13 protein-coding genes are annotated in these 17,284 nt (G+C 72.9%); 10 read left to right on the plus strand and 3 right to left on the minus strand.

Annotated elements, in window-relative coordinates; translation table 11 throughout:
• Window positions 1-140 precede the first annotated feature (140 nt).
• From ACIPWA_RS10035 to ACIPWA_RS10050, 4 genes are read left to right on the plus strand one after another with little or no spacing between them, the layout of a single operon-like run.
• Complete coding sequence (locus ACIPWA_RS10035) at window positions 141-2,003, plus strand: SulP family inorganic anion transporter (RefSeq protein ID WP_400289863.1); 1,863 nt, start codon at window positions 141-143, stop codon at window positions 2,001-2,003.
• A gap of 54 nt (window positions 2,004-2,057) precedes the next feature.
• Window positions 2,058-4,337, plus strand: a complete 2,280-nt coding sequence (gene glgX / locus ACIPWA_RS10040) for a glycogen debranching protein GlgX (protein WP_400289865.1) — start codon at window positions 2,058-2,060, stop codon at window positions 4,335-4,337.
• Window positions 4,334-6,094: an alpha-amylase family protein gene (locus ACIPWA_RS10045; RefSeq protein ID WP_068706625.1), complete on the plus strand. Its 1,761-nt coding sequence runs from the start codon at window positions 4,334-4,336 to the stop codon at window positions 6,092-6,094. Before glgX ends, ACIPWA_RS10045 begins: the two co-directional genes overlap by 4 nt.
• A gap of 14 nt (window positions 6,095-6,108) precedes the next feature.
• Entirely contained in the window at window positions 6,109-7,032 is a 924-nt protein-coding gene (locus tag ACIPWA_RS10050; protein WP_082618419.1) for a polyphosphate kinase 2 family protein, read from the plus strand.
• On the opposite strand, the gene zapE is transcribed toward ACIPWA_RS10050, so the two are convergent.
• Entirely contained in the window at window positions 7,010-8,095 is a 1,086-nt protein-coding gene (gene zapE, locus ACIPWA_RS10055) for a cell division protein ZapE (protein ID WP_400290726.1), read from the minus strand. The two genes, ACIPWA_RS10050 and zapE, sit on opposite strands and share 23 nt — an antisense overlap.
• Before the next feature lie 126 nt (window positions 8,096-8,221).
• On the opposite strand from zapE, the gene ACIPWA_RS10060 reads away from it, so the two are divergent.
• Together ACIPWA_RS10060 and ACIPWA_RS10065 are read left to right on the plus strand one after the other, a co-directional pair.
• A complete protein-coding gene (locus tag ACIPWA_RS10060) occupies window positions 8,222-9,130 on the plus strand; it encodes a dihydrofolate reductase family protein (RefSeq protein WP_400289867.1) in 909 nt (302 codons plus the stop codon).
• 22 nt (window positions 9,131-9,152) lie between these two features.
• Window positions 9,153-9,638: a hypothetical protein gene (locus tag ACIPWA_RS10065; protein WP_400289868.1), complete on the plus strand. Its 486-nt coding sequence runs from the start codon at window positions 9,153-9,155 to the stop codon at window positions 9,636-9,638.
• A 144-nt stretch (window positions 9,639-9,782) separates the two neighbouring features.
• Here the strand turns inward: ACIPWA_RS10065 and ACIPWA_RS10070 are convergent, their stop codons facing one another.
• Window positions 9,783-11,045 carry a carboxylate--amine ligase gene (locus ACIPWA_RS10070; RefSeq protein ID WP_400289869.1) on the minus strand — a complete coding sequence of 421 codons (1,263 nt, stop codon included), beginning with the start codon at window positions 11,043-11,045 and terminating at the stop codon, window positions 9,783-9,785.
• Window positions 11,042-12,478 carry an NADP-dependent phosphogluconate dehydrogenase gene (gene gndA, locus ACIPWA_RS10075; protein WP_056650090.1) on the minus strand — a complete coding sequence of 479 codons (1,437 nt, stop codon included), beginning with the start codon at window positions 12,476-12,478 and terminating at the stop codon, window positions 11,042-11,044. Before gndA ends, ACIPWA_RS10070 begins: the two co-directional genes overlap by 4 nt.
• A gap of 183 nt (window positions 12,479-12,661) precedes the next feature.
• Here gndA and ACIPWA_RS10080 point away from each other — a divergent pair, with 183 nt between their 5' ends.
• From ACIPWA_RS10080 to ACIPWA_RS10095, 4 genes are all read left to right on the plus strand, one after another.
• Window positions 12,662-13,252: a DUF3000 domain-containing protein gene (locus ACIPWA_RS10080; RefSeq protein WP_369800609.1), complete on the plus strand. Its 591-nt coding sequence runs from the start codon at window positions 12,662-12,664 to the stop codon at window positions 13,250-13,252.
• Window positions 13,249-14,646, plus strand: coding sequence for an HRDC domain-containing protein (locus ACIPWA_RS10085; protein ID WP_400289871.1), 1,398 nt, complete (start codon window positions 13,249-13,251; stop codon window positions 14,644-14,646). The genes ACIPWA_RS10080 and ACIPWA_RS10085 overlap by 4 nt, the downstream gene beginning before the upstream one ends.
• Window positions 14,647-14,773: 127 nt before the next feature.
• Window positions 14,774-15,820 carry a lipid II:glycine glycyltransferase FemX gene (locus ACIPWA_RS10090; protein ID WP_068706844.1) on the plus strand — a complete coding sequence of 349 codons (1,047 nt, stop codon included), beginning with the start codon at window positions 14,774-14,776 and terminating at the stop codon, window positions 15,818-15,820.
• Window positions 15,821-16,026: 206 nt separating this feature from the next.
• Window positions 16,027-17,283, plus strand: a complete 1,257-nt coding sequence (locus tag ACIPWA_RS10095) for a thiolase family protein (protein ID WP_400289873.1) — start codon at window positions 16,027-16,029, stop codon at window positions 17,281-17,283.
• Window position 17,284: the final 1 nt, after the last annotated feature.

A 17,284-nucleotide genomic window follows, 5' to 3' on the forward strand; every position in this document is an offset into this window, starting at 1 on the left:
GGCTGGTCGGTGAGTCGCAAGCTTCGAGCGATCCGGACGAGATCCGCGCTTGGCACACTATTTGTGCACGGGAAGAGCGACGCAGCTCCGCCGTCGTGCCCCGAGGCGCGCTCGCGCTCCCCCCGGGCGATACTCGGGCCATGGCTGCCCCGGCGTCTCCCCGGGCCCCCTGGGGCCTCTTCCCCACCCTGCACGGCTACCGCATCGCGTCGCTGCGTACCGACGTGCTCGCCGGCCTCACGGCCGGCGCCGTCGTGGTCCCCCAGGCCATGGCGTACGCGACGATCGCCGACCTGCCCGTCCAGTACGGGCTCTACACGTGCATGCTCCCGATGGTCGTCTACGCGGCCCTGGGCGGATCGCGCGCGCTGAGCATGTCGACCACCTCGACCATCGCGACCCTCGTCGCGACGTCCCTCGTCGGCCTCTCGACCGTCAGCGGCGGTGGTGACTCCGAGGCGCGGATCCGGGCGCTCGCGACCCTCACGGTCCTGGTCGGTGTCATGCTGCTCGTCGCGCGCGTCCTGCGGCTGGGCTCGCTCGTGCAGAACATCAGCCACGCGACGCTCACGGGCATCAAGGCGAGCGTCGGGCTGACCGTCGCGGTCGGGCAGGTCCCCAAGCTCCTCGGGGCGCGCGAGACGCTCCACGGGCACGGGTTCGTCCCCGAGCTCCGCGCAGCCTTCCGCGCGTTCTCGGACGTCAACGGGACGACCGTGCTCCTCTCGGTCGTCTCGCTCGCAGCCCTCGTCCTCGTCAGCAGGGTCTGGCCCCGGCTCCCCGCCCCCCTGATCGTCGTGACGGGCGGCATCCTCGCCGCGACGTTCGGCGGCATCACCGACCGCGGCGTGAGCCTCGTCTCCCCGATCCCTGCCGGTCTGCCCGCGATCGTCCTCCCCCGGCTCGGCGACGCGCCCCACCTGCTGCCCGCGGCCGCTGCCATCGCCATCATGGCCTTCCTCGAGTCCGTCGCGGTCGCCCGCGAGGTCCGCAACCGCAAGGACCCGCGCATCGACCCCGACCAGGAGCTGCTCGCCGTCGGGGCGGCGAGCCTCGTCGGCGGGTTCACGGCCGTCATCCCTGCCGCGGGCGGCTTCTCCCAGTCCGCGGTCGCCCAGCGCGCCGGGGCGCGGAGCCAGGTCGTGAGCGTCGTGACCGCGCTGCTCGCGGTCCTCGTGGCCATCTTCCTCGCCCCCGTGCTCGACCACATGCCCGAGGCGACGCTCGGTGCGGTCGTTCTCGTGGCCACGCTCGGGCTCGTGGACGTGCGAGAGTTCCGGGCCCTGACACGCTTCGACATGTCCGAGCTGTGGATCGCGGTCGCGACCACTCTCGTCGGGCTCCTCTCCGGGCTCCTCGCGGGAGTGGCCGCGGGCGTGCTCATGACGCTCTTCATCGTGCTGCGCGACCTCGACCGCCCCCAGGTCGAGGTCCTGCGGCACGGCCCGGGAGGGTGGGAGCCCTCGCCGGACGAGCCGCTGCAGCACGACGCCCCGACGGCGGGCGGCGTCTCGCACGCCGCCGGCACCACGGATCCCACGAGCGACCCGGGCCCCACAGACACGAGCACGGGCACCGGCCTCCTCGTGCTCCGGCTCCGCGGCATGCTCTACACGGCCAACGTGCGCCCCACGGTCGAGCGCACGGCACAGCTCGTCCGGGCCGCGAGCGCCCGGACCGTCGTGCTCGAGGTGAGCGCCATGGACTGGGTGTCCTCGACGGTCGTCGACGAGCTCGAGGACCTCGACGACGAGCTGGCCGAGAACGGCTGCCGGCTGTTCCTCACCGGGGTCGCGCCGGCGCTCGAGCCGCGGCTGCGCGCCTCGGACTGGTTCCGCGAGCTCGAGGCCCAGGGCAGGGTCGTGAGCACGATCGACGCGGTGGAGGTCGCGGGGCGCGCACCCCACCCACCGGAGACGACGACCCCGGGGCGCGCGACGTCGTCGGGCGCCGACGTGCCTCCGGACGGCCCTGGCACCCCCTCCGCGAGCGCCCCTTCCTGAACGTCGGGGCGTGCCGTGGGCGACAACGGGCGCCCGGGATGAAAGGGTCGACCCATGCAGACCTGGCCGGGCCGACCGTATCCGTTGGGCGCGACGTTCGACGGGACGGGGACGAACTTCGCCCTCTTCTCGGAGGTCGCCGAGAAGGTCGAGCTGTGCCTGATCGGCGACGACCTCGACGAGGAGGGTCGCCCCCGCGAGACGCGCGTCCTGCTCGAGGACGTCGACGCCCACGTGTGGCACGTCTACCTGCCGGGCCTGGGCCCCGGCGTGCGCTACGGCTACCGGGTGCACGGCCCGTACGACCCGGCCGCAGGCCACCGGTGCAACCCTGCGAAGCTCCTGGTCGACCCGTACGCCAAGGCGATCGACGGGCAGGTCGACGGCGACGAGTCCCTGTTCTCCTACCGGTTCGGCGAGACGCCGGCCGTGCAGGCCGCGACGGGCGGCGCCCTCGGGGCGGTCGCCGGCGGGTCCGAGGGCAGCTCGCCCGACGGCACCGACGACGAGCCGCACGAGTCCTCCGGGGAGCCCCCGGCCCCGCCCTCGCCGAGCAACACCGAGGACTCGCTCGGGCACACCATGCTCTCGGTCGTCGTCAACCCCTTCTTCGACTGGGGCCACGACCGCCCGCCCCAGCACGACTACCACGACTCGGTCATCTACGAGGCCCACGTGCGGGGCATGACCATGCTCCACCCCGACGTGCCCGACGAGCTGCGCGGGACGTACGCGGGCATGGCCCACCCGGCCGTCGTCGAGCACCTGCGCGCCCTGGGCGTCACGGCCGTCGAGCTCATGCCGGTGCACCAGTTCGTCAACGACCCGAGCCTTGTCGCCAAGGGGCTGTCGAACTACTGGGGCTACAACACCATCGGCTTCTTCGCTCCCCACAACGGCTACACCGCGTACGGCACGCGCGGGCAGCAGGTCATGGAGTTCAAGGCCATGGTCAAGGCGCTCCACGAGGCCGACATCGAGGTGATCCTCGACGTGGTCTACAACCACACGGCAGAGGGCAACCACCTGGGTCCCACGCTGTCGTTCCGCGGGATCGACAACGCCGCGTACTACCGGCTCGTCGACGGCGACGAGGCCCACTACTTCGACACGACGGGCACGGGCAACTCGCTGCTCATGCGCTCGCCCCACGTGCTCCAGCTCATCATGGACTCGTTGCGGTACTGGGTCACCGAGATGCACGTCGACGGGTTCCGCTTCGACCTCGCCGCGACGCTCGCGCGCCAGTTCCACGAGGTGGACCGGCTCTCGGCGTTCTTCGACATCGTCCAGCAGGACCCGGTCGTGTCCCAGGTCAAGCTCATCGCCGAGCCCTGGGACCTGGGCGACGGCGGCTACCAGGTCGGCGGGTTCCCTCCCCTGTGGACCGAGTGGAACGGCCGCTACCGCGACACCGTGCGCGACTTCTGGCGCGGGGAGCCCGCCATGCTGCCCGAGTTCGCGAGCCGCCTGACGGGCTCCTCGGACCTGTACGAGCACTCGGGCCGCAAGCCCATCGCGTCGATCAACTTCGTCACGGCCCACGACGGCTTCACGCTGACGGACCTGGTGTCGTACGACGAGAAGCACAACGAGGCCAACGGCGAGGGCGGGGCCGACGGCGAGAACCACAACCGCTCGTGGAACTGCGGCGTCGAGGGCCCCACCGACGACCCCGAGGTCCGCGCGCTGCGGGCGCGTCAGCGCCGCAACTTCCTCGCGACGCTCCTGCTCTCCCAGGGCGTCCCCATGCTCTCCCACGGCGACGAGATCGGCCGCACCCAGCGCGGCAACAACAACGGGTACTGCCAGGACAACGAGATCACGTGGATGGACTGGGGAGGCGCGGACGGGCTCGACGAGGAGCGCAGCAGCCTCCTGGACTTCGCCCGCCGCATGGTCGAGATCCGGCGCGCGCACCCGCTGCTGCACCGGCGTCGCTTCTTCCAGGGCCCTGCGGGCACACCCGACGGCGAGATCCCGGACATCGACTGGTTCGACCTCTCGGGCAGCCGCATGGACTCGACCGACTGGAACCAGGGGTACGCGCAGTCCGTCATGGTGTTCCTGGGCGGGGACGACCTGCCCGAGCGGGACCGGCGCGGGGAGCCCATCGTCGACGACTCGTTCCTGCTGCTGCTCAACGCCTCGGACCGCGCGCTCGACTTCACGCTGCCCGTCGCGGCCTACGGTGCGACGTGGCGCACGCTCGTCAGCACGGCGGACGGGGCCGAGCCGGAGCCACTGACGTACCGCGCGGGCGACCACCTCACGGTCTCGTCGTTCGCCACGGTCCTGCTCGTGCGAGCCCAGGGAGAGGCGCACGCCGGATGACCTCGCGCTACCGCAACACCGCCAAGCCGCCCGACGACGCCCCCATGATCCCCGTCCCCGGGCCGCGTCCCGTCGTCTGGGCCCCGCGCGCCCGCACGATCGAGGTCGTCCTGCCCCGCAGGGCACCGCACGACGAGGACAGCGCAGGGACCGACGCCGCTCCCGGGGCAGCCGCAGAGCCCGAGCGCCGCCCCCTGCGCCTGGTCGGGATGCACGTGCCCAACTGGTGGGGAGCCGACGACGAGCTCGCGCCGGGCACCGACTACGCGTTCTCGATCGACGGCGGCCCACCGCTGCCCGACCCGCGCAGCCCGCGCCAGCCGCACGGCCTGCTCGGCTGGAGCCGCTCGTTCGACCCGGCGTTCGACTGGTCCGACGAGGCGTGGCAGGGGCCCGACGCGCGGGGCGCGGTCCTCGACGTCGACGTCACGACGTTCACCCCCGAGGGCACGCTCGATGCAGCCGCCGCGCGACTCGACGCGTTGTCGGCGCTGGGCGTCGCGGTCGTCGAGCTGCGGACGATCGGGTCGGTCGCGGGCGTGCTGTGCCCCCATCTCTACACGGTGTGCGAGGAGATCGGCGGCCCGCGCGCGCTCCAGCGGTTCGTCGACGCGGCCCACGCGCACGGGATCGGCGTCTCGCTCGGGGTCGCCTACCACCGCGCCGCCCCCGGGGCGGCCTTCCTCGAGGCCTACGCCCCCTACCTGGCGCCGCTGCGGACCCGGCGGCGCACGCCCGGCTCTCCTCTGCCCTCGCTCCCCCTGCGGGACGAGCCGGCCGCCGACGTGCCGGCAGACCTGCCCTCGGGGCGCCGGATCAACCTCGACCGGGCCGGCAGCAGGGAGGTCCACGACTGGGTCGTCGACAGCGCCGAACGGTGGTTCGACGACTTCCACGTCGACGCGCTGCGCATCGCCAGGGTCCAGGACCTCGCCGACGCCTCGCCCGTGCACCTCCTGGTCGAGGTCGCGCGGACGGCGGACGCCGCGTCGCTCGCACACGGGCGCCCCGTCCGGCTCGTGGGCGAGTGCGAGACCGCGGAGCCCCGGCTGCTCGTCCCGGCCGAGCAGGGAGGCCGGGGACTGGGCACCCTGTGGGTCCGTGGCCTCGAGCGGTCGTTCCACGCCCTGGTCGCGGGCGCCCGCGAGGGTGACGCCACGTGGTTCAACGCCCTGAGCAGGATCCTGACCATGCCAGATGCCGCGCAGATCATGCTCGGCCTCGAGTCCACAGAACGCGTCGACGAGGACGGGCAGGCGATCGTGACCGCGCTGCTCCTCGCCTCGGCGTTCGTCCCCCGCCTCGAGGAGCCCGCGACCGACCGCCTGCGCGCCTGGACCAGCACGCTCCTGCGCCTGCGGCGCGCCGTGCGGGACGACGCGGTCCTCATCGTGCGCCGGGGTCCGGGGGGCGTCGTGCTCGTCCAGCGCGGGAACGTCGTCACGGTCGTCAACGTGGGTCCGCACCCACGGACCGCGCTGCTCCCCTCGTCCCGTCGCGCCTGGAGCGTGGCCGCCCGGTGGTCGTCACCGAGCGAGCCTGCAGACGCTCCCAGCCCTGCCGGCACGCCCAGCAGTGTCGCCCCTGCGGCCCGTCCCGGCACCGCCGACACCCGCGGCACTGCCGGCACCGCCGCCCGCTCCCGGCCCGACCACGCGAGCGCGCGCCATGATCTCGAGCCCCTCGCGCCGGCCCCCGTCGACGAGTCGTCCGTGCGTGTCGCGGGTCGTTCGGCTGTCGTCCTGACCTCGAGGTGACTAGCCTCACCCGCATGGGAAAGCACTCGTCCGGCTCGGCCGGCCCCGCATCAGCGCCCGAGGACACCACGGCCCGGTCCGGCGCCAAGAAGGTCGCCGGCTGGGACGTGCCGCCCGTCGAGTCGCTGCGCGCACCGCGCGGGTTCGACCTCGCGTCGTTCGACCGCGCCTCGACCCCCGGGTGGTCCCAGGGGCGCAAGCAGGCCGAGCGGTTGCTCGACGCGCACGCCGACGAGCTCTCCGACCTCCAGGAACGCCTGTTCGCCGAGGGCCGCAGCGGCGGCAGCCGGTCCGTCCTGCTCGTCCTGCAGGGCATGGACACGTCGGGCAAGGGCGGGATCGTGCGGCACGTGATCGGCCTGGTGGACCCGCAGGGCGTCCAGCACACGTCGTTCGGGGTCCCGACCGCGGAGGAGCGCGAGCACGACTACCTGTGGCGCATCCGCCGCGCGCTGCCGGACCCCGGGTACCTCGGGGTCTTCGACCGCTCGCACTACGAGGACGTCCTGGTGGCCCGTGTCGACGAGCTGGTCCCGCCGGACGTCTGGGAGGCGCGCTACGAGGAGATCAACGCGTTCGAGCAGGAGCTCGTCGCGGGCGGCACGACGATCGTCAAGGTCGCCCTCTTCGTGTCCCTCGACGAGCAGAAGGCTCGGCTGCGCGACCGGCTGGAGCGCCCCGAGAAGCACTGGAAGTACAACCCGGGCGACATCGACGCACGCAAGAAGTGGCCCGCGTACCAGGAGGCGTACCAGGCCGTGATCGACCGGACGAACACCGAGATCGCCCCGTGGCACGTCGTGCCGGCCGACTCCAAGTGGTTCTCACGGCTCGCGGTCTCCGAGCTCGTGCTCGACGCGCTGCGACGCCTGGACCTGGGGTGGCCGCCCGCCGACTTCGACGTCGCGACCGAGCTCAGGCGGCTGGAGTCCGCGTGAGGGCGCGTCCGTCCTCGGCGAGCGAGCCCAGCCGGGACAGTGCCCGGAAGTACTTCTTGCGGTAGCCGCCGCGCAGCATCTCCTCGGTGAACATCGCGGCCTCCGCGCCGCCGCTCCCTGCTCCTTCGCCCGGGCCGCCCGCGAGCAGGACCGGCACGTCGCGGTCGTAGAGGCGGTCGACGAGCACCACGAGCCGCAGCGCGGCCGACTGCTCGGTCACGGGGTGGACCCCCGTGAGCGCGACGAGCGTGACGTCGTCGAGCATCGCGCCGTACTTGCTGGGGTGCACGTGCCGGAGGTGGTCGAGCACGTCGTCGAGGGAGTCGAGCGTCGCGCCCGGGTGGCTCGCCGCGACCTGCGCGGCGACCTCCGCGGGCAGGGGCTGCGTCTCGGTCACGACCGCGCGGTGGCGGTAGTCCTCGCCGTCGACCCGCATGACCTCGAACCGGGCCGCCATGGCCTGGATCTCGCGCAGGAAGTCCTCGGCCGCGAAGCGCCCCTCGCCCAGCGAGCCGGGCAGCGTGTTGGACGTCGCGGCGAGCGCGACGCCCCGGTCCGCGAGCTCGCGCAGGAGCCGGGACATGAGGACGGTGTCGCCCGGGTCGTCGAGCTCGAACTCGTCGATGCAGACCAGCCGCTTGGTCGCGAGCGCGTCGACCGTGGCCTGGAAGCCCAGGGCCCCCACGAGGTTGGTGTACTCGACGAACGTCCCGTAGGCCGCGTCGGGGCCCACCGCGTGCGCGAGCGAGGTCAGCAGGTGGGTCTTGCCGACACCGAACCCGCCGTCCATGTAGATCGCAGGCACGGCCTTGCGCTTGGCGAACAGGCCGCGCACGCCCCTGCCGGACGTGCTCGGGGCGAGCTGCGCACCGACCTCCTCGAGACGGGCGACCGTCGACGCCTGGCTCGGGTAGGCCGGGTTCGCGCGGTACGTCGCGAAGCGCGCGTCGGCGAAGTGGCGCGGGGGAACGAGGTCCGCGAGCAGCCGCGTGGGCGGCACGACGGGCCGGATGTCCGCGAGCGCCCGCACGCGCGCCGTGCCCTCGGCGCCCGCGCCCGGCAGGCTCGCCGTGCCCGGTGCGGGCGAGGCGGCGGTACGGGGCGGGTTCGACGAGTTCGACGGGGTCCCGGCGAGATCGGGAGGCGCAGCAGTCACGAGGATCCAGCCTACGCGCACTAGCCTGGCGGGATGAGCGCTGTGTCGGACGTCACCCCATCGCCCCCTGCCCCGTCCCTCCCTGCGCTGGACGTGCTGATCGGCCCGGGCGGCGCGGGGCACCTCGCCGGGACCCGGCTCGAGGTCACGCCCCGAGAGGAGGAGCTCGCGGCGTTCTACGCGTCCCCGCCGGGCCTGCACGTGCGCGCGAACATGGTCTCGAGCGTCGACGGCGGCGCCTGGGGTCCGGACCACCGCTCGGGCACCATCAACGACGCGGCCGACTGGCGCGTCTTCCGGGTGCTGCGGGCCCTCGCGGACGTCGTGCTCGTGGGGGCGGGTACGGCACGGGCCGAGGGCTACACCGCGCTCGACGTCCCGCGCGGGCTCGAGCACCTGCGCGCGGGGCGCGGGCCGCTCGAGCTCGCGGTCGTCACGCGCAGCGGCCACCTGCCCGCGTCGCTGGCCGGGGGCGCGCGCCCGCCGTTCGTCATCACGGACGAGCACGGGGCGGGCATCGCCCGGGCGAGCGTGCCGGCGGACCGCATCCTCGTCGTCGGGCCCGACGACGACACGCACGCGGGTGCGCCCCGCACCCCCCAGGACCTCCCCTCCCCCACGCCCGGACCCGACCTGCGGGCCGGTCTCGCCGCGCTGACGGAACGGGGGCTGACCCGGGTGCTGTGCGAGGGGGGTCCGCACCTGCTCGCGGACCTGCTCGCCGCCGACCTGCTCGACGAGCTGTGCGTGACCACGACCCCGGTGCTCGTGGGCCCGGGGCCGGGCCGGATCGTGGCCGGCCTGCCGCCCCTCGTCCCGGGTGCTGCCACCGGTCCCACGGCGGGTGGCGAGATGCCCGCGAGCGCCGATCCGGTCCGTCCTCGGCTCGAGCACCTGCTGCACGCGGGCGGGACGCTGGCCGCCCGATGGGCGCTGCGCTGAGAACGTTGACTACTCTGGGCCTGTGACCGACACCATCCTCGTCCTGACCGAAGACACCCTCGCCGCCGTGGACGTGGAGCACATCCTGTCCCTCCACCCCGACGAGACCCTCGCCTACCGGGTCCTGGTGCCCGCCGACACCGAGCGCAACGTCGTCTCCGCGATCATCGACCACCTCAGCGTGGGAGAGCTCAAGGAGGCATGGGACGAGGTGCTCGGCAAGGAGCCGTCGCGCGCCCAGGCCACGGCCACCGCGCAGGAGCAGCTCGACGCGAGCGTCGCAGAGCTCCGGGCCGCGGGCCGCGAGGCCGAGGGCGCCGTGACCGAGGACGACCCGCTGCCCGCGCTGCGCGCTGCGGTCGCCGCGGGCGACGTCCGCGAGATCGCGATCGTGACCTACCCGCACGCGGTCGAGGACACGTTCCACCAGGACTGGGCGTCGCGTGCCCGCGAGGCGCTGCACGTGCCCGTGCTGCACCTGTACTCGGGCACCAGCGAGCTGGGCTGACCTTCCCGCAGGCCGCAGCCGCACCGGAAGACGCGGCGAGCACGACGACGAGGGGCCGTCACCACCAGGTGGTGACGGCCCCTCGTGCTGTCCGGCCCGCTCGTCAGGGTGCGGAGAAGGTCGGTGCGGTCGGCACCGACGGTCTCAGTAGCCCGTCGTGGTCGGTTCCGGGTAGTGCTTCTTGTACTTGCGGTAGAAGTTCTGGGTCATCGCCTCGACGACCAGTCGCCTCTTGAGCCCCCCATCCTTCGAGTACTTCAGGGGGTTCACCGCGTCGCCGCGGTCCTTGACCGCCTGCAGCCGGATCCGCAACGAGGGGTCCAGGATGTACTTGAGCAGGAGCCGGAACGGCACCACCGAGTACAGGACCTCCTTCGTGGCCAGCAGGGGCTCGATCGACCTGCCGAGGACCCGGTCCTCGACGAGCGCGCAAGCGATGTTGGCCCCGGCCGCGGTCACGTAGTAGTTGTTGCGACCGATGCGCGGGTTCACCTCGAAGTACACGTGCCGACCCGTGCGGGGGTCCAGCTTGTAGTCGAAGTTGGCGAACCCGGTGTACCCGACGTTGTCGAGGAACCGGCTCGCGGCCTCCATGGCGTCCTCGTACGGCTCCGTGAGGATCGCCGCGGGGATGCCCAGCGTGCCCGGGGTGTGCTCCTCGAGGAGCACCCGGCCCGTGGCGAGCAGGGTGATCACGCCCCGCGTGTCCCGGTAGGCCGTGAGCGAGCGCATCTGCGTCTCGTCGCCCGGGATGAACTCCTGGACGAGGAACGTCCCGGGGTACCCCGCGGTGACGAGGTGCCCGAGCAGCTCGTCGAGCTCGGCGCGCGAGTCGACGTGGTGGATCTTGCGCTTGCCCGGGAACGAGACGTAGTGGTAGTCCGCGCTCGAGGACGGCTTGGCGACGACCGGGAACTCGAGGTCGACGCGCAGCGCGGGGATCGCCGCGAGCCCGCCGTCCGCGACGAGCTGGGGCACGCTGACCGCGACCGTGCGCGGCGTGGGGATGCCGAGCCGGTCGCAGACCTCCGCGAAGCCCTCCTTGCTCGAGACCTGCTCGAGGACCTCGAGCGTGCAGTAGGACATGACGTACTTGTCCTCGAGCCGCGCGCGGTTCTCGACGATCGACCGGACGAACCAGTCGGCGTTCGTGAGCAGCACGAGCGTCTTGCCCGGGTGCTGGGCGGCGACGCGCTCGAGCGCGGCGACGAGGACCTCGGGGTCGTCGATGCCGGGCGTCACGACGTTCGTGACGAACGACGAGTCGGCCATGGCGCGCGTGGCGACGCTCGAGATCACGAGGGCGTCGGTCCCGTACTGCTCGTGGAACGCGCGGACCATCGCATAGACGCCGATGTCACCACCGACGCCGACAGGCAGGAGATCGGGGAGAGAAGTCCCCGTCATGCGTTGGACTCGCTGCGGTCGCCGGACCACTCGGTGTGGAACACGCCCTCCTTGTCGACGCGGTGGTAGGTGTGGGCGCCGAAGAAGTCGCGCTGGGCCTGGATGAGGGCCGCGGGCAGGCGCTCGGCGCGCACCCCGTCGTAGTACGCGAGCGAGGACGAGAACGCGGGCGTGGGCACGCCGTTGAGCGCGGCCTGGGACACCACGCGACGCCACGAGGACACGCCCTCGCCGACGGTCTGCGTGAAGTACGGGTCGGCCAGGAGCAGCGCGAGGTTCTCGTCGCGCTCGTAGGCCTCGGTGATGCGGTTGAGGAAGCGGGCGCGGATGATGCAGCCCCCGCGCCAGATGCGGGCCATGGCACCGCGGTCGATGCCCCAGCCGAACTCCTCGGAGGCCGCGGCGATCTGGTCGAAGCCCTGCGAGTACGCGACGACCTTCGACGAGTACAGCGCACGGCGCACGTCCTCGATGAACGCGTCACGGTCCGTGATCTCCCACTGGCCCGCGTCGGCCGGCAGCACGCCGACCGCGGCCGAGCGCTGGGGCACCGAGCCGGACAGCGCACGCGCGAACGTGGCCTCGGCGATGCCCGTGATCGGGACGCCCAGGTCGAGCGCGTTCTGGACCGTCCAGCGGCCCGTGCCCTTCTGCTCGGCACGGTCGAGGATGATGTCGACGAACGCCTTGCCGGTCTCGGCGTCGACGTGCTGGAGCACGTCGGCCGTGATCTCGATGAGGAACGACTCGAGGTCGCCCTTGTTCCACTCGGCGAAGATCTGGCCGATCTCCTGGGCCGAGGCTCCGAGGCCCTGCTTGAGCAGGTCGTACGCCTCGGCGATGAGCTGCATGTCGGCGTACTCGATGCCGTTGTGGACCATCTTCACGAAGTGGCCCGCGCCGTCGGGACCGACGTAGGTGCAGCAGGGCACGCCGTCGACCTTGGCCGAGATGTCCTCGAGGATGGGGCCGAGGGTCTCGTACGACTCCGGGGCGCCACCGGGCATGATGCTGGGGCCGTTGAGCGCGCCCTCCTCGCCGCCGGAGACACCGGTGCCCACGAAGTGCAGGCCCTTCTCCTTGAGCTCGGCCTCGCGGCGGCGCGTGTCGGGGAAGTGCGCGTTGCCGGCGTCGATGATGATGTCGCCCTGCTCGAGGAGCGGGACCAGCTCGGCGATGACGGCGTCCGTCGGGCCGCCGGCCTTGACCATGATGACGACCTTGCGGGGACGCTCGAGCGAGGCGACGAAGTCGGCCATCGACTCGGACGGGACGAAGTCGCCGTCGTCGCCGTGGTCGGCGACGAGCGACTGGGTCTTGGCGAAGGAGCGGTTGTGCACCGCGACCGTGTAGCCGTGACGAGCGAAGTTGCGGGCCAGGTTGCGGCCCATGACCGCGAGTCCGGTGACGCCGATCTGTGCGCGGGCTGTCATCTGCTGTGCTCCTCGGGGGTAGGTGCTGGCTCCGGCGAGCAGGAGTGCCGGGCGCCGGCGGGACATGCCGACGACGGGCGTCGGCGGACACTCCCGACAGCCTAGTCCGGCGATCACGATTCGATCTCCTCCGCGCGCCTAACCTCCACGATGTGGACATCTGCTCGTACTGTGCAGCGTGTGATCAAGTCCGGAGAAGCCGCGGCACCACCCGACTTCCTCCGCGCCCTGGAGTCCGTGGGGCGCCGGAGGCTACGCCCCGAGGTCCGCCTCCAGGAGGTGCCCGCGCCCGGCAGGATCGCCCCGTTCGCGCTCGCCCTCACGGGCGAGGTGACCGGTCAGGACGGCTCGGGCGAGGACCTCGCGAGCGGACGCTTCATCCTGCTGCACGACCCCGCGGGCCAGGAGGCCTGGCACGGCACGTTCCGCGTCGTGACGCTCGTGCGCGCGACGCTCGAGCCCGAGATGGCCACCGACCCGCTCCTGGCCGAGGTCGCCTGGACCTGGCTCGACGACGCCCTCGCGCACTCGCACGCCGACGCGGTGGCCGAGGGCGGCACCGTGACCCGCGTGCTCTCGGAGAGCTTCGGCGCGCTGGCAGGCCAGGCCAACGACGTCGACCTCGAGATCCGGGCGTCCTGGACGCCCACGTCGACCGACCTCGGGGCCCACCTCGAGGCGTGGTCCACGCTCCTGTGCACGGCCGCCGGGCTGCCCCCGTTGCCGGACGGCGTGACGTCGTTGCGGCCCCGACGCAATACCGTGGGTCCATGAGCTCGGCCCACACACCTTCCTTCTCCTCACGCCGGACCGCCGACCGCGGCCCCTCCGGCGACGCCGTCGACGTCGGCACAGCGCGTGAGGCGGCGCGCGACGTCCCCGCGACCGACTCGACGCCCGACGGCGCAGACCCCGGCGCTCCGGTCCCCGCCGTGACCCCGCTGACCGAGCCGGCCGACGGCGTCGGTCCCGTGATCGACACGCCCGAGGCCTTCGCCGAGGTCGTCGCGGCCTACGCCGCAGCGTCCGGCCCTGTCGCCGCGGACGCCGAGCGCGCGTCGGGCTACCGGTACGGCCAGCGCACCTACCTGGTGCAGGTGCGCCGCGAGGGTGCGGGCACCGCGCTCATCGACCCCATCGCGATCCCCGACCTCTCGCCGCTGCGCGAGGCCGTGGGCGACGCCGAGTGGATCCTGCACGCCGCGTCCCAGGACCTGCCCGGGTTCGCCGAGCAGAACCTGTACCCCGCCCGGATCTTCGACACCGAGCTCGCGGCACGCCTCCTGGGCATGGAGCGCGTCGGGCTGGCCGCCGTGATCGCCGAGGTCCTGGGCCTCGGGCTCGCCAAGGAGCACTCCGCGGCCGACTGGTCGACGCGCCCCCTGCCCGAGGACTGGTTGCGGTACGCCGCGCTCGACGTCGAGGTCCTCATCCCGCTGCGCAAGATCCTCGGCGAGCGGCTCGAGGAGCAGGGCAAGGCAGAGTGGGCCGCCCAGGAGTTCGAGGCCGTGCGCACCGCTCCCCCGCCCCCGCCGCGCGAGGAACCCTGGCGTCGCACGTCGGGCGTGCACGCGCTGCGCAACCCGCGCAGCCTCGCGGTCGTTCGCAGCCTGTGGGAGGCACGTGACGAGAACGCCCGCCGCAGGGACATCGCTCCGGGACGGGTCCTGCCCGACCGTGCGATCGTCGCCGCCGCCCAGGCCATGCCCCGCTCGGTGCCCGAGCTGGTCAAGCTGCCCGCGTTCTCGGGCCGCAACACGGCCCGCCGGGCCGCGGCCTGGCAGCACGCGATCGACCAGGCGCTGGCCCTGCCCCAGGAAGCGCTGCCCAGCGCCCGCGGGCCGCGCAGCGACGCCCCGCCGCCGCCGCGCGCATGGGCCGACCGCGACCCCGCCGCGGCCCAGCGCCTCGACGCCGCGCGCGTCGTGGTCCAGGCGCTGTCCGACGAGCTCTCGGTGCCGATCGAGAACCTCCTGCAGCCCGACGCCCTGCGCCGCGTGTGCTGGACGCCTCCCTCACCGCTCGACACCGAGCACGTCGCGCAGTTCCTGCGCGGCCGCGGCGCGCGCGAGTGGCAGCTCGACCTCGTGGCCGAGCCCCTGGCCCGCGCTCTCGCCGACCCGGCCTCGGTCGCACGCCCTGCCCCGTCCCCGGAGAGCGCCTCGTAGGTCCCGGCGCACGGCTCGCCGACGCCTGCGCCCGCCGCCCACCTCGGCCGATGTCCTGGACGCCGGTCGGGGCAGACGGTGGGGACGCCGTCGTCCGGGACTTCCCCTCGCCGGTAAGGTCGGGGGCATGCTGCCCGAGTCCTCCTCCTTGACCGTCACGACGATCACCGACCGCGCCGCCTGGGACGAGCAGGTGCTCGCGATGGGTGGCCACCCGCTCCAGCTCTGGGGGTGGGGCGAGGTCAAGGGGGCCGGGGCCTGGACGCCTCGCCGCCTGCAGGTCGCGGGCTCGGACGGCACGGTCCTGGGCCTTGCGCAGGTCCTGGTCCGTTCGCTGCCCGCGCAGTTCAAGGCGCTGAGCTACGTGCCCCGTGGTCCGGTCGTCATGCCCGACGGCACGGGCTACCCCGCGACCCGGTCGGGCGTCACGGAGGCCGTGGTGGGCTGGTGCCGCGAGAACGTCGGTGGCGTGGGCATCACGCTCGAGCCGGACTGGGACGCGGGGACCTCGCTCGAGCTCGACGGCGCGGCCCCCGCGGTCAACCCCGTGCTCTACCCGACGACCCTGATCCTGGACCTGCGCAAGACGCCCGACGAGCTCATGGCCGACATGGCCAAGAAGACCCGCCAGTACATCCGCAAGTCGGAGCGCGAGGACCTCGAGTTCCGCCCGGTCACCACGCGCGCCGAGCTCTCGGCGTGCCTGCGCCTGTACCGCCAGACCGCCGAGCGGGCCGGGTTCGGCCTGCACGAGGACTCCTACTACGAGCTCGTGTTCGACCAGCTCGGCGAGCACTCGCCCGTCTTCGCGGCCTTCGCCCGCTCGCGCGAGGGCGGCCCGCACGACCGGCCGGTCTCGTTCGTGTGGTTCGCGGCCTCGGCGCGCACGTCGTTCGAGCTGTACGGCGGCATGGACGAGGAGGGCCAGCGGCTGCGCGCCAACTACGGTCTCAAGTGGTACGCGATCAACGCGATGCGTGAGCGCGGCGTGCTGCGCTACGACGTCAACGGGCTCCTCAACGACGGGATCTCGACGTTCAAGCGCGGCTTCGCGAGCCACGAGGACGAGCTGATCGGGAGCATCGACGTGCCGTTCTCGATGTGGTACACCGCCTGGAACAAGGGCCTGCCGACCGCCAAGAGGGTCGTGCGCAAGCTCCGCGGAGGCCACTGACCTCTCCACGGGCGAGACTGCGTATCGCCCAGATCGCCCCTGATATCCCCGACGGACCCGCCTCGAACCCTCTGGTTGAGCGGGTCCGTCGGCCGTTGCAGATACTCGGTCTCACGCTTTCGTGCATTTTCCCGGTACCGTGGGTAGCCTGTACCAACGCTGAGCGGTGACGCTCAGGGACACCGCCGTCCAGATCAGGAGATGCCATGACTGTGGCCAGCAAGGGTTCGGGCTCGCGCCGGACCGTCCGCGACGTCGTCTTCGTCGAGGGGGTGCGTACGCCGTTCGGCAAGGCCCGTCCCGACGGCATCTACGCCAACACCCGTGCCGACGACCTCGCCGTGAAGGCCGTGCGCGAGCTGCTGCGTCGCCGCCCCGAGCTCCCGGTCGAGCGCATCGACGAGGTGGCGCTGGCCGCGACGACCCAGACGGGCGACCAGGGCCTGACGCTCGGCCGGAGCGTGGCCGTGCTGGCCGGCCTCCCGAAGTCCGTCCCGGGCTTCGCGATCGACCGCATGTGCGCGGGCGCCATGACCGCGGTCACCACGACCGCGTCGGCCATCGCGATCGGCGCCCAGGACGTGACGCTCGCGGGCGGCCTCGAGCACATGGGCCACCACCCCATGGGCGAGGGCGCGGACCCCAACCCGCGCTTCGTCGCCGAGAAGCTCGTCGACTCGACGGCCCTGGTCATGGGTGCGACCGCCGAGAACCTGCACGACCGCTTCCCGCACCTGACCAAGGAGCGCGCGGACGCGTACGGCGTCGCGAGCCAGGCCAAGTACGCCAAGGCGCTCGCCAACGGCGACGTGACGCCGGACCTCGTCCCGATCGCGCTGCGCGACCCGCAGCAGGGCTGGGGCCTGGCCACGGCCGACGAGCTGCCCCGCCCGGGCACCACGGTCGAGGACATCGCGCACCTCAAGACGCCGTTCCGTCCCGGCGGCAAGGTCACCGCGGGCAACGCGTCCCCGCTGACCGACGGCGCTGCGGTCTCGCTCCTCGCGGCGGGCGACGTCGCGGCCGAGCTCGGTCTGCCGGCCCGCATGCGTCTCGTGTCGTTCGCGTACGTGGGCGTGGACCCCGAGGTCATGGGCATCGGGCCCATCCCCTCGACCGAGAAGGCCCTGGCCCAGGCCGGCCTGAGCATCGAGGACATCGGCCTGTTCGAGATCAACGAGGCCTTCGCCGTGCAGGTCCTGGCGTTCCTCGACCACTTCGGCCTGCCCGACGACGACGCTCGCGTCAACCAGTACGGCGGCGCGATCGCGGTGGGTCACCCTCTCGCGGCGTCGGGCGTGCGCCTCATGACCCAGCTGGCGCGCCAGTTCGAGCAGCACCCCGAGGTCCGTTACGGCCTGACCACGATGTGCGTGGGCCTGGGCATGGGCGGCACGGTCGTCTGGGAGAACCCGCACCACGCCGACTACTCCGGCCACACGACGACCGACGGGGAGAACTGAC

It is taken from the genome of Oerskovia enterophila (assembly GCF_044748475.1).
Taxonomy (GTDB): Bacteria; Actinomycetota; Actinomycetes; order Actinomycetales; family Cellulomonadaceae; genus Oerskovia; species Oerskovia enterophila.

Bases quoted from the DNA above. Each gene is read 5' to 3' on its own strand.
- ACIPWA_RS10035 (WP_400289863.1), top strand. From the start codon at position 141: ATGGCTGCCCCGGCGTCTCCCCGGGCCCCCTGGGGCCTCTTCCCCACC.
- ACIPWA_RS10095 (WP_400289873.1), top strand. From the start codon at position 16,027: ATGACTGTGGCCAGCAAGGGTTCGGGCTCGCGCCGGACCGTCCGCGAC.
- ACIPWA_RS10050 (WP_082618419.1), top strand. From the start codon at position 6,109: ATGGGAAAGCACTCGTCCGGCTCGGCCGGCCCCGCATCAGCGCCCGAG.
- ACIPWA_RS10085 (WP_400289871.1), top strand. From the start codon at position 13,249: ATGAGCTCGGCCCACACACCTTCCTTCTCCTCACGCCGGACCGCCGAC.
- gndA (WP_056650090.1), bottom strand. From the start codon at position 12,478: ATGACAGCCCGCGCACAGATCGGCGTCACCGGACTCGCGGTCATGGGC.
- ACIPWA_RS10090 (WP_068706844.1), top strand. From the start codon at position 14,774: ATGCTGCCCGAGTCCTCCTCCTTGACCGTCACGACGATCACCGACCGC.
- ACIPWA_RS10060 (WP_400289867.1), top strand. From the start codon at position 8,222: ATGAGCGCTGTGTCGGACGTCACCCCATCGCCCCCTGCCCCGTCCCTC.
- ACIPWA_RS10045 (WP_068706625.1), top strand. From the start codon at position 4,334: ATGACCTCGCGCTACCGCAACACCGCCAAGCCGCCCGACGACGCCCCC.
- glgX (WP_400289865.1), top strand. From the start codon at position 2,058: ATGCAGACCTGGCCGGGCCGACCGTATCCGTTGGGCGCGACGTTCGAC.
- ACIPWA_RS10070 (WP_400289869.1), bottom strand. From the start codon at position 11,045: ATGACGGGGACTTCTCTCCCCGATCTCCTGCCTGTCGGCGTCGGTGGT.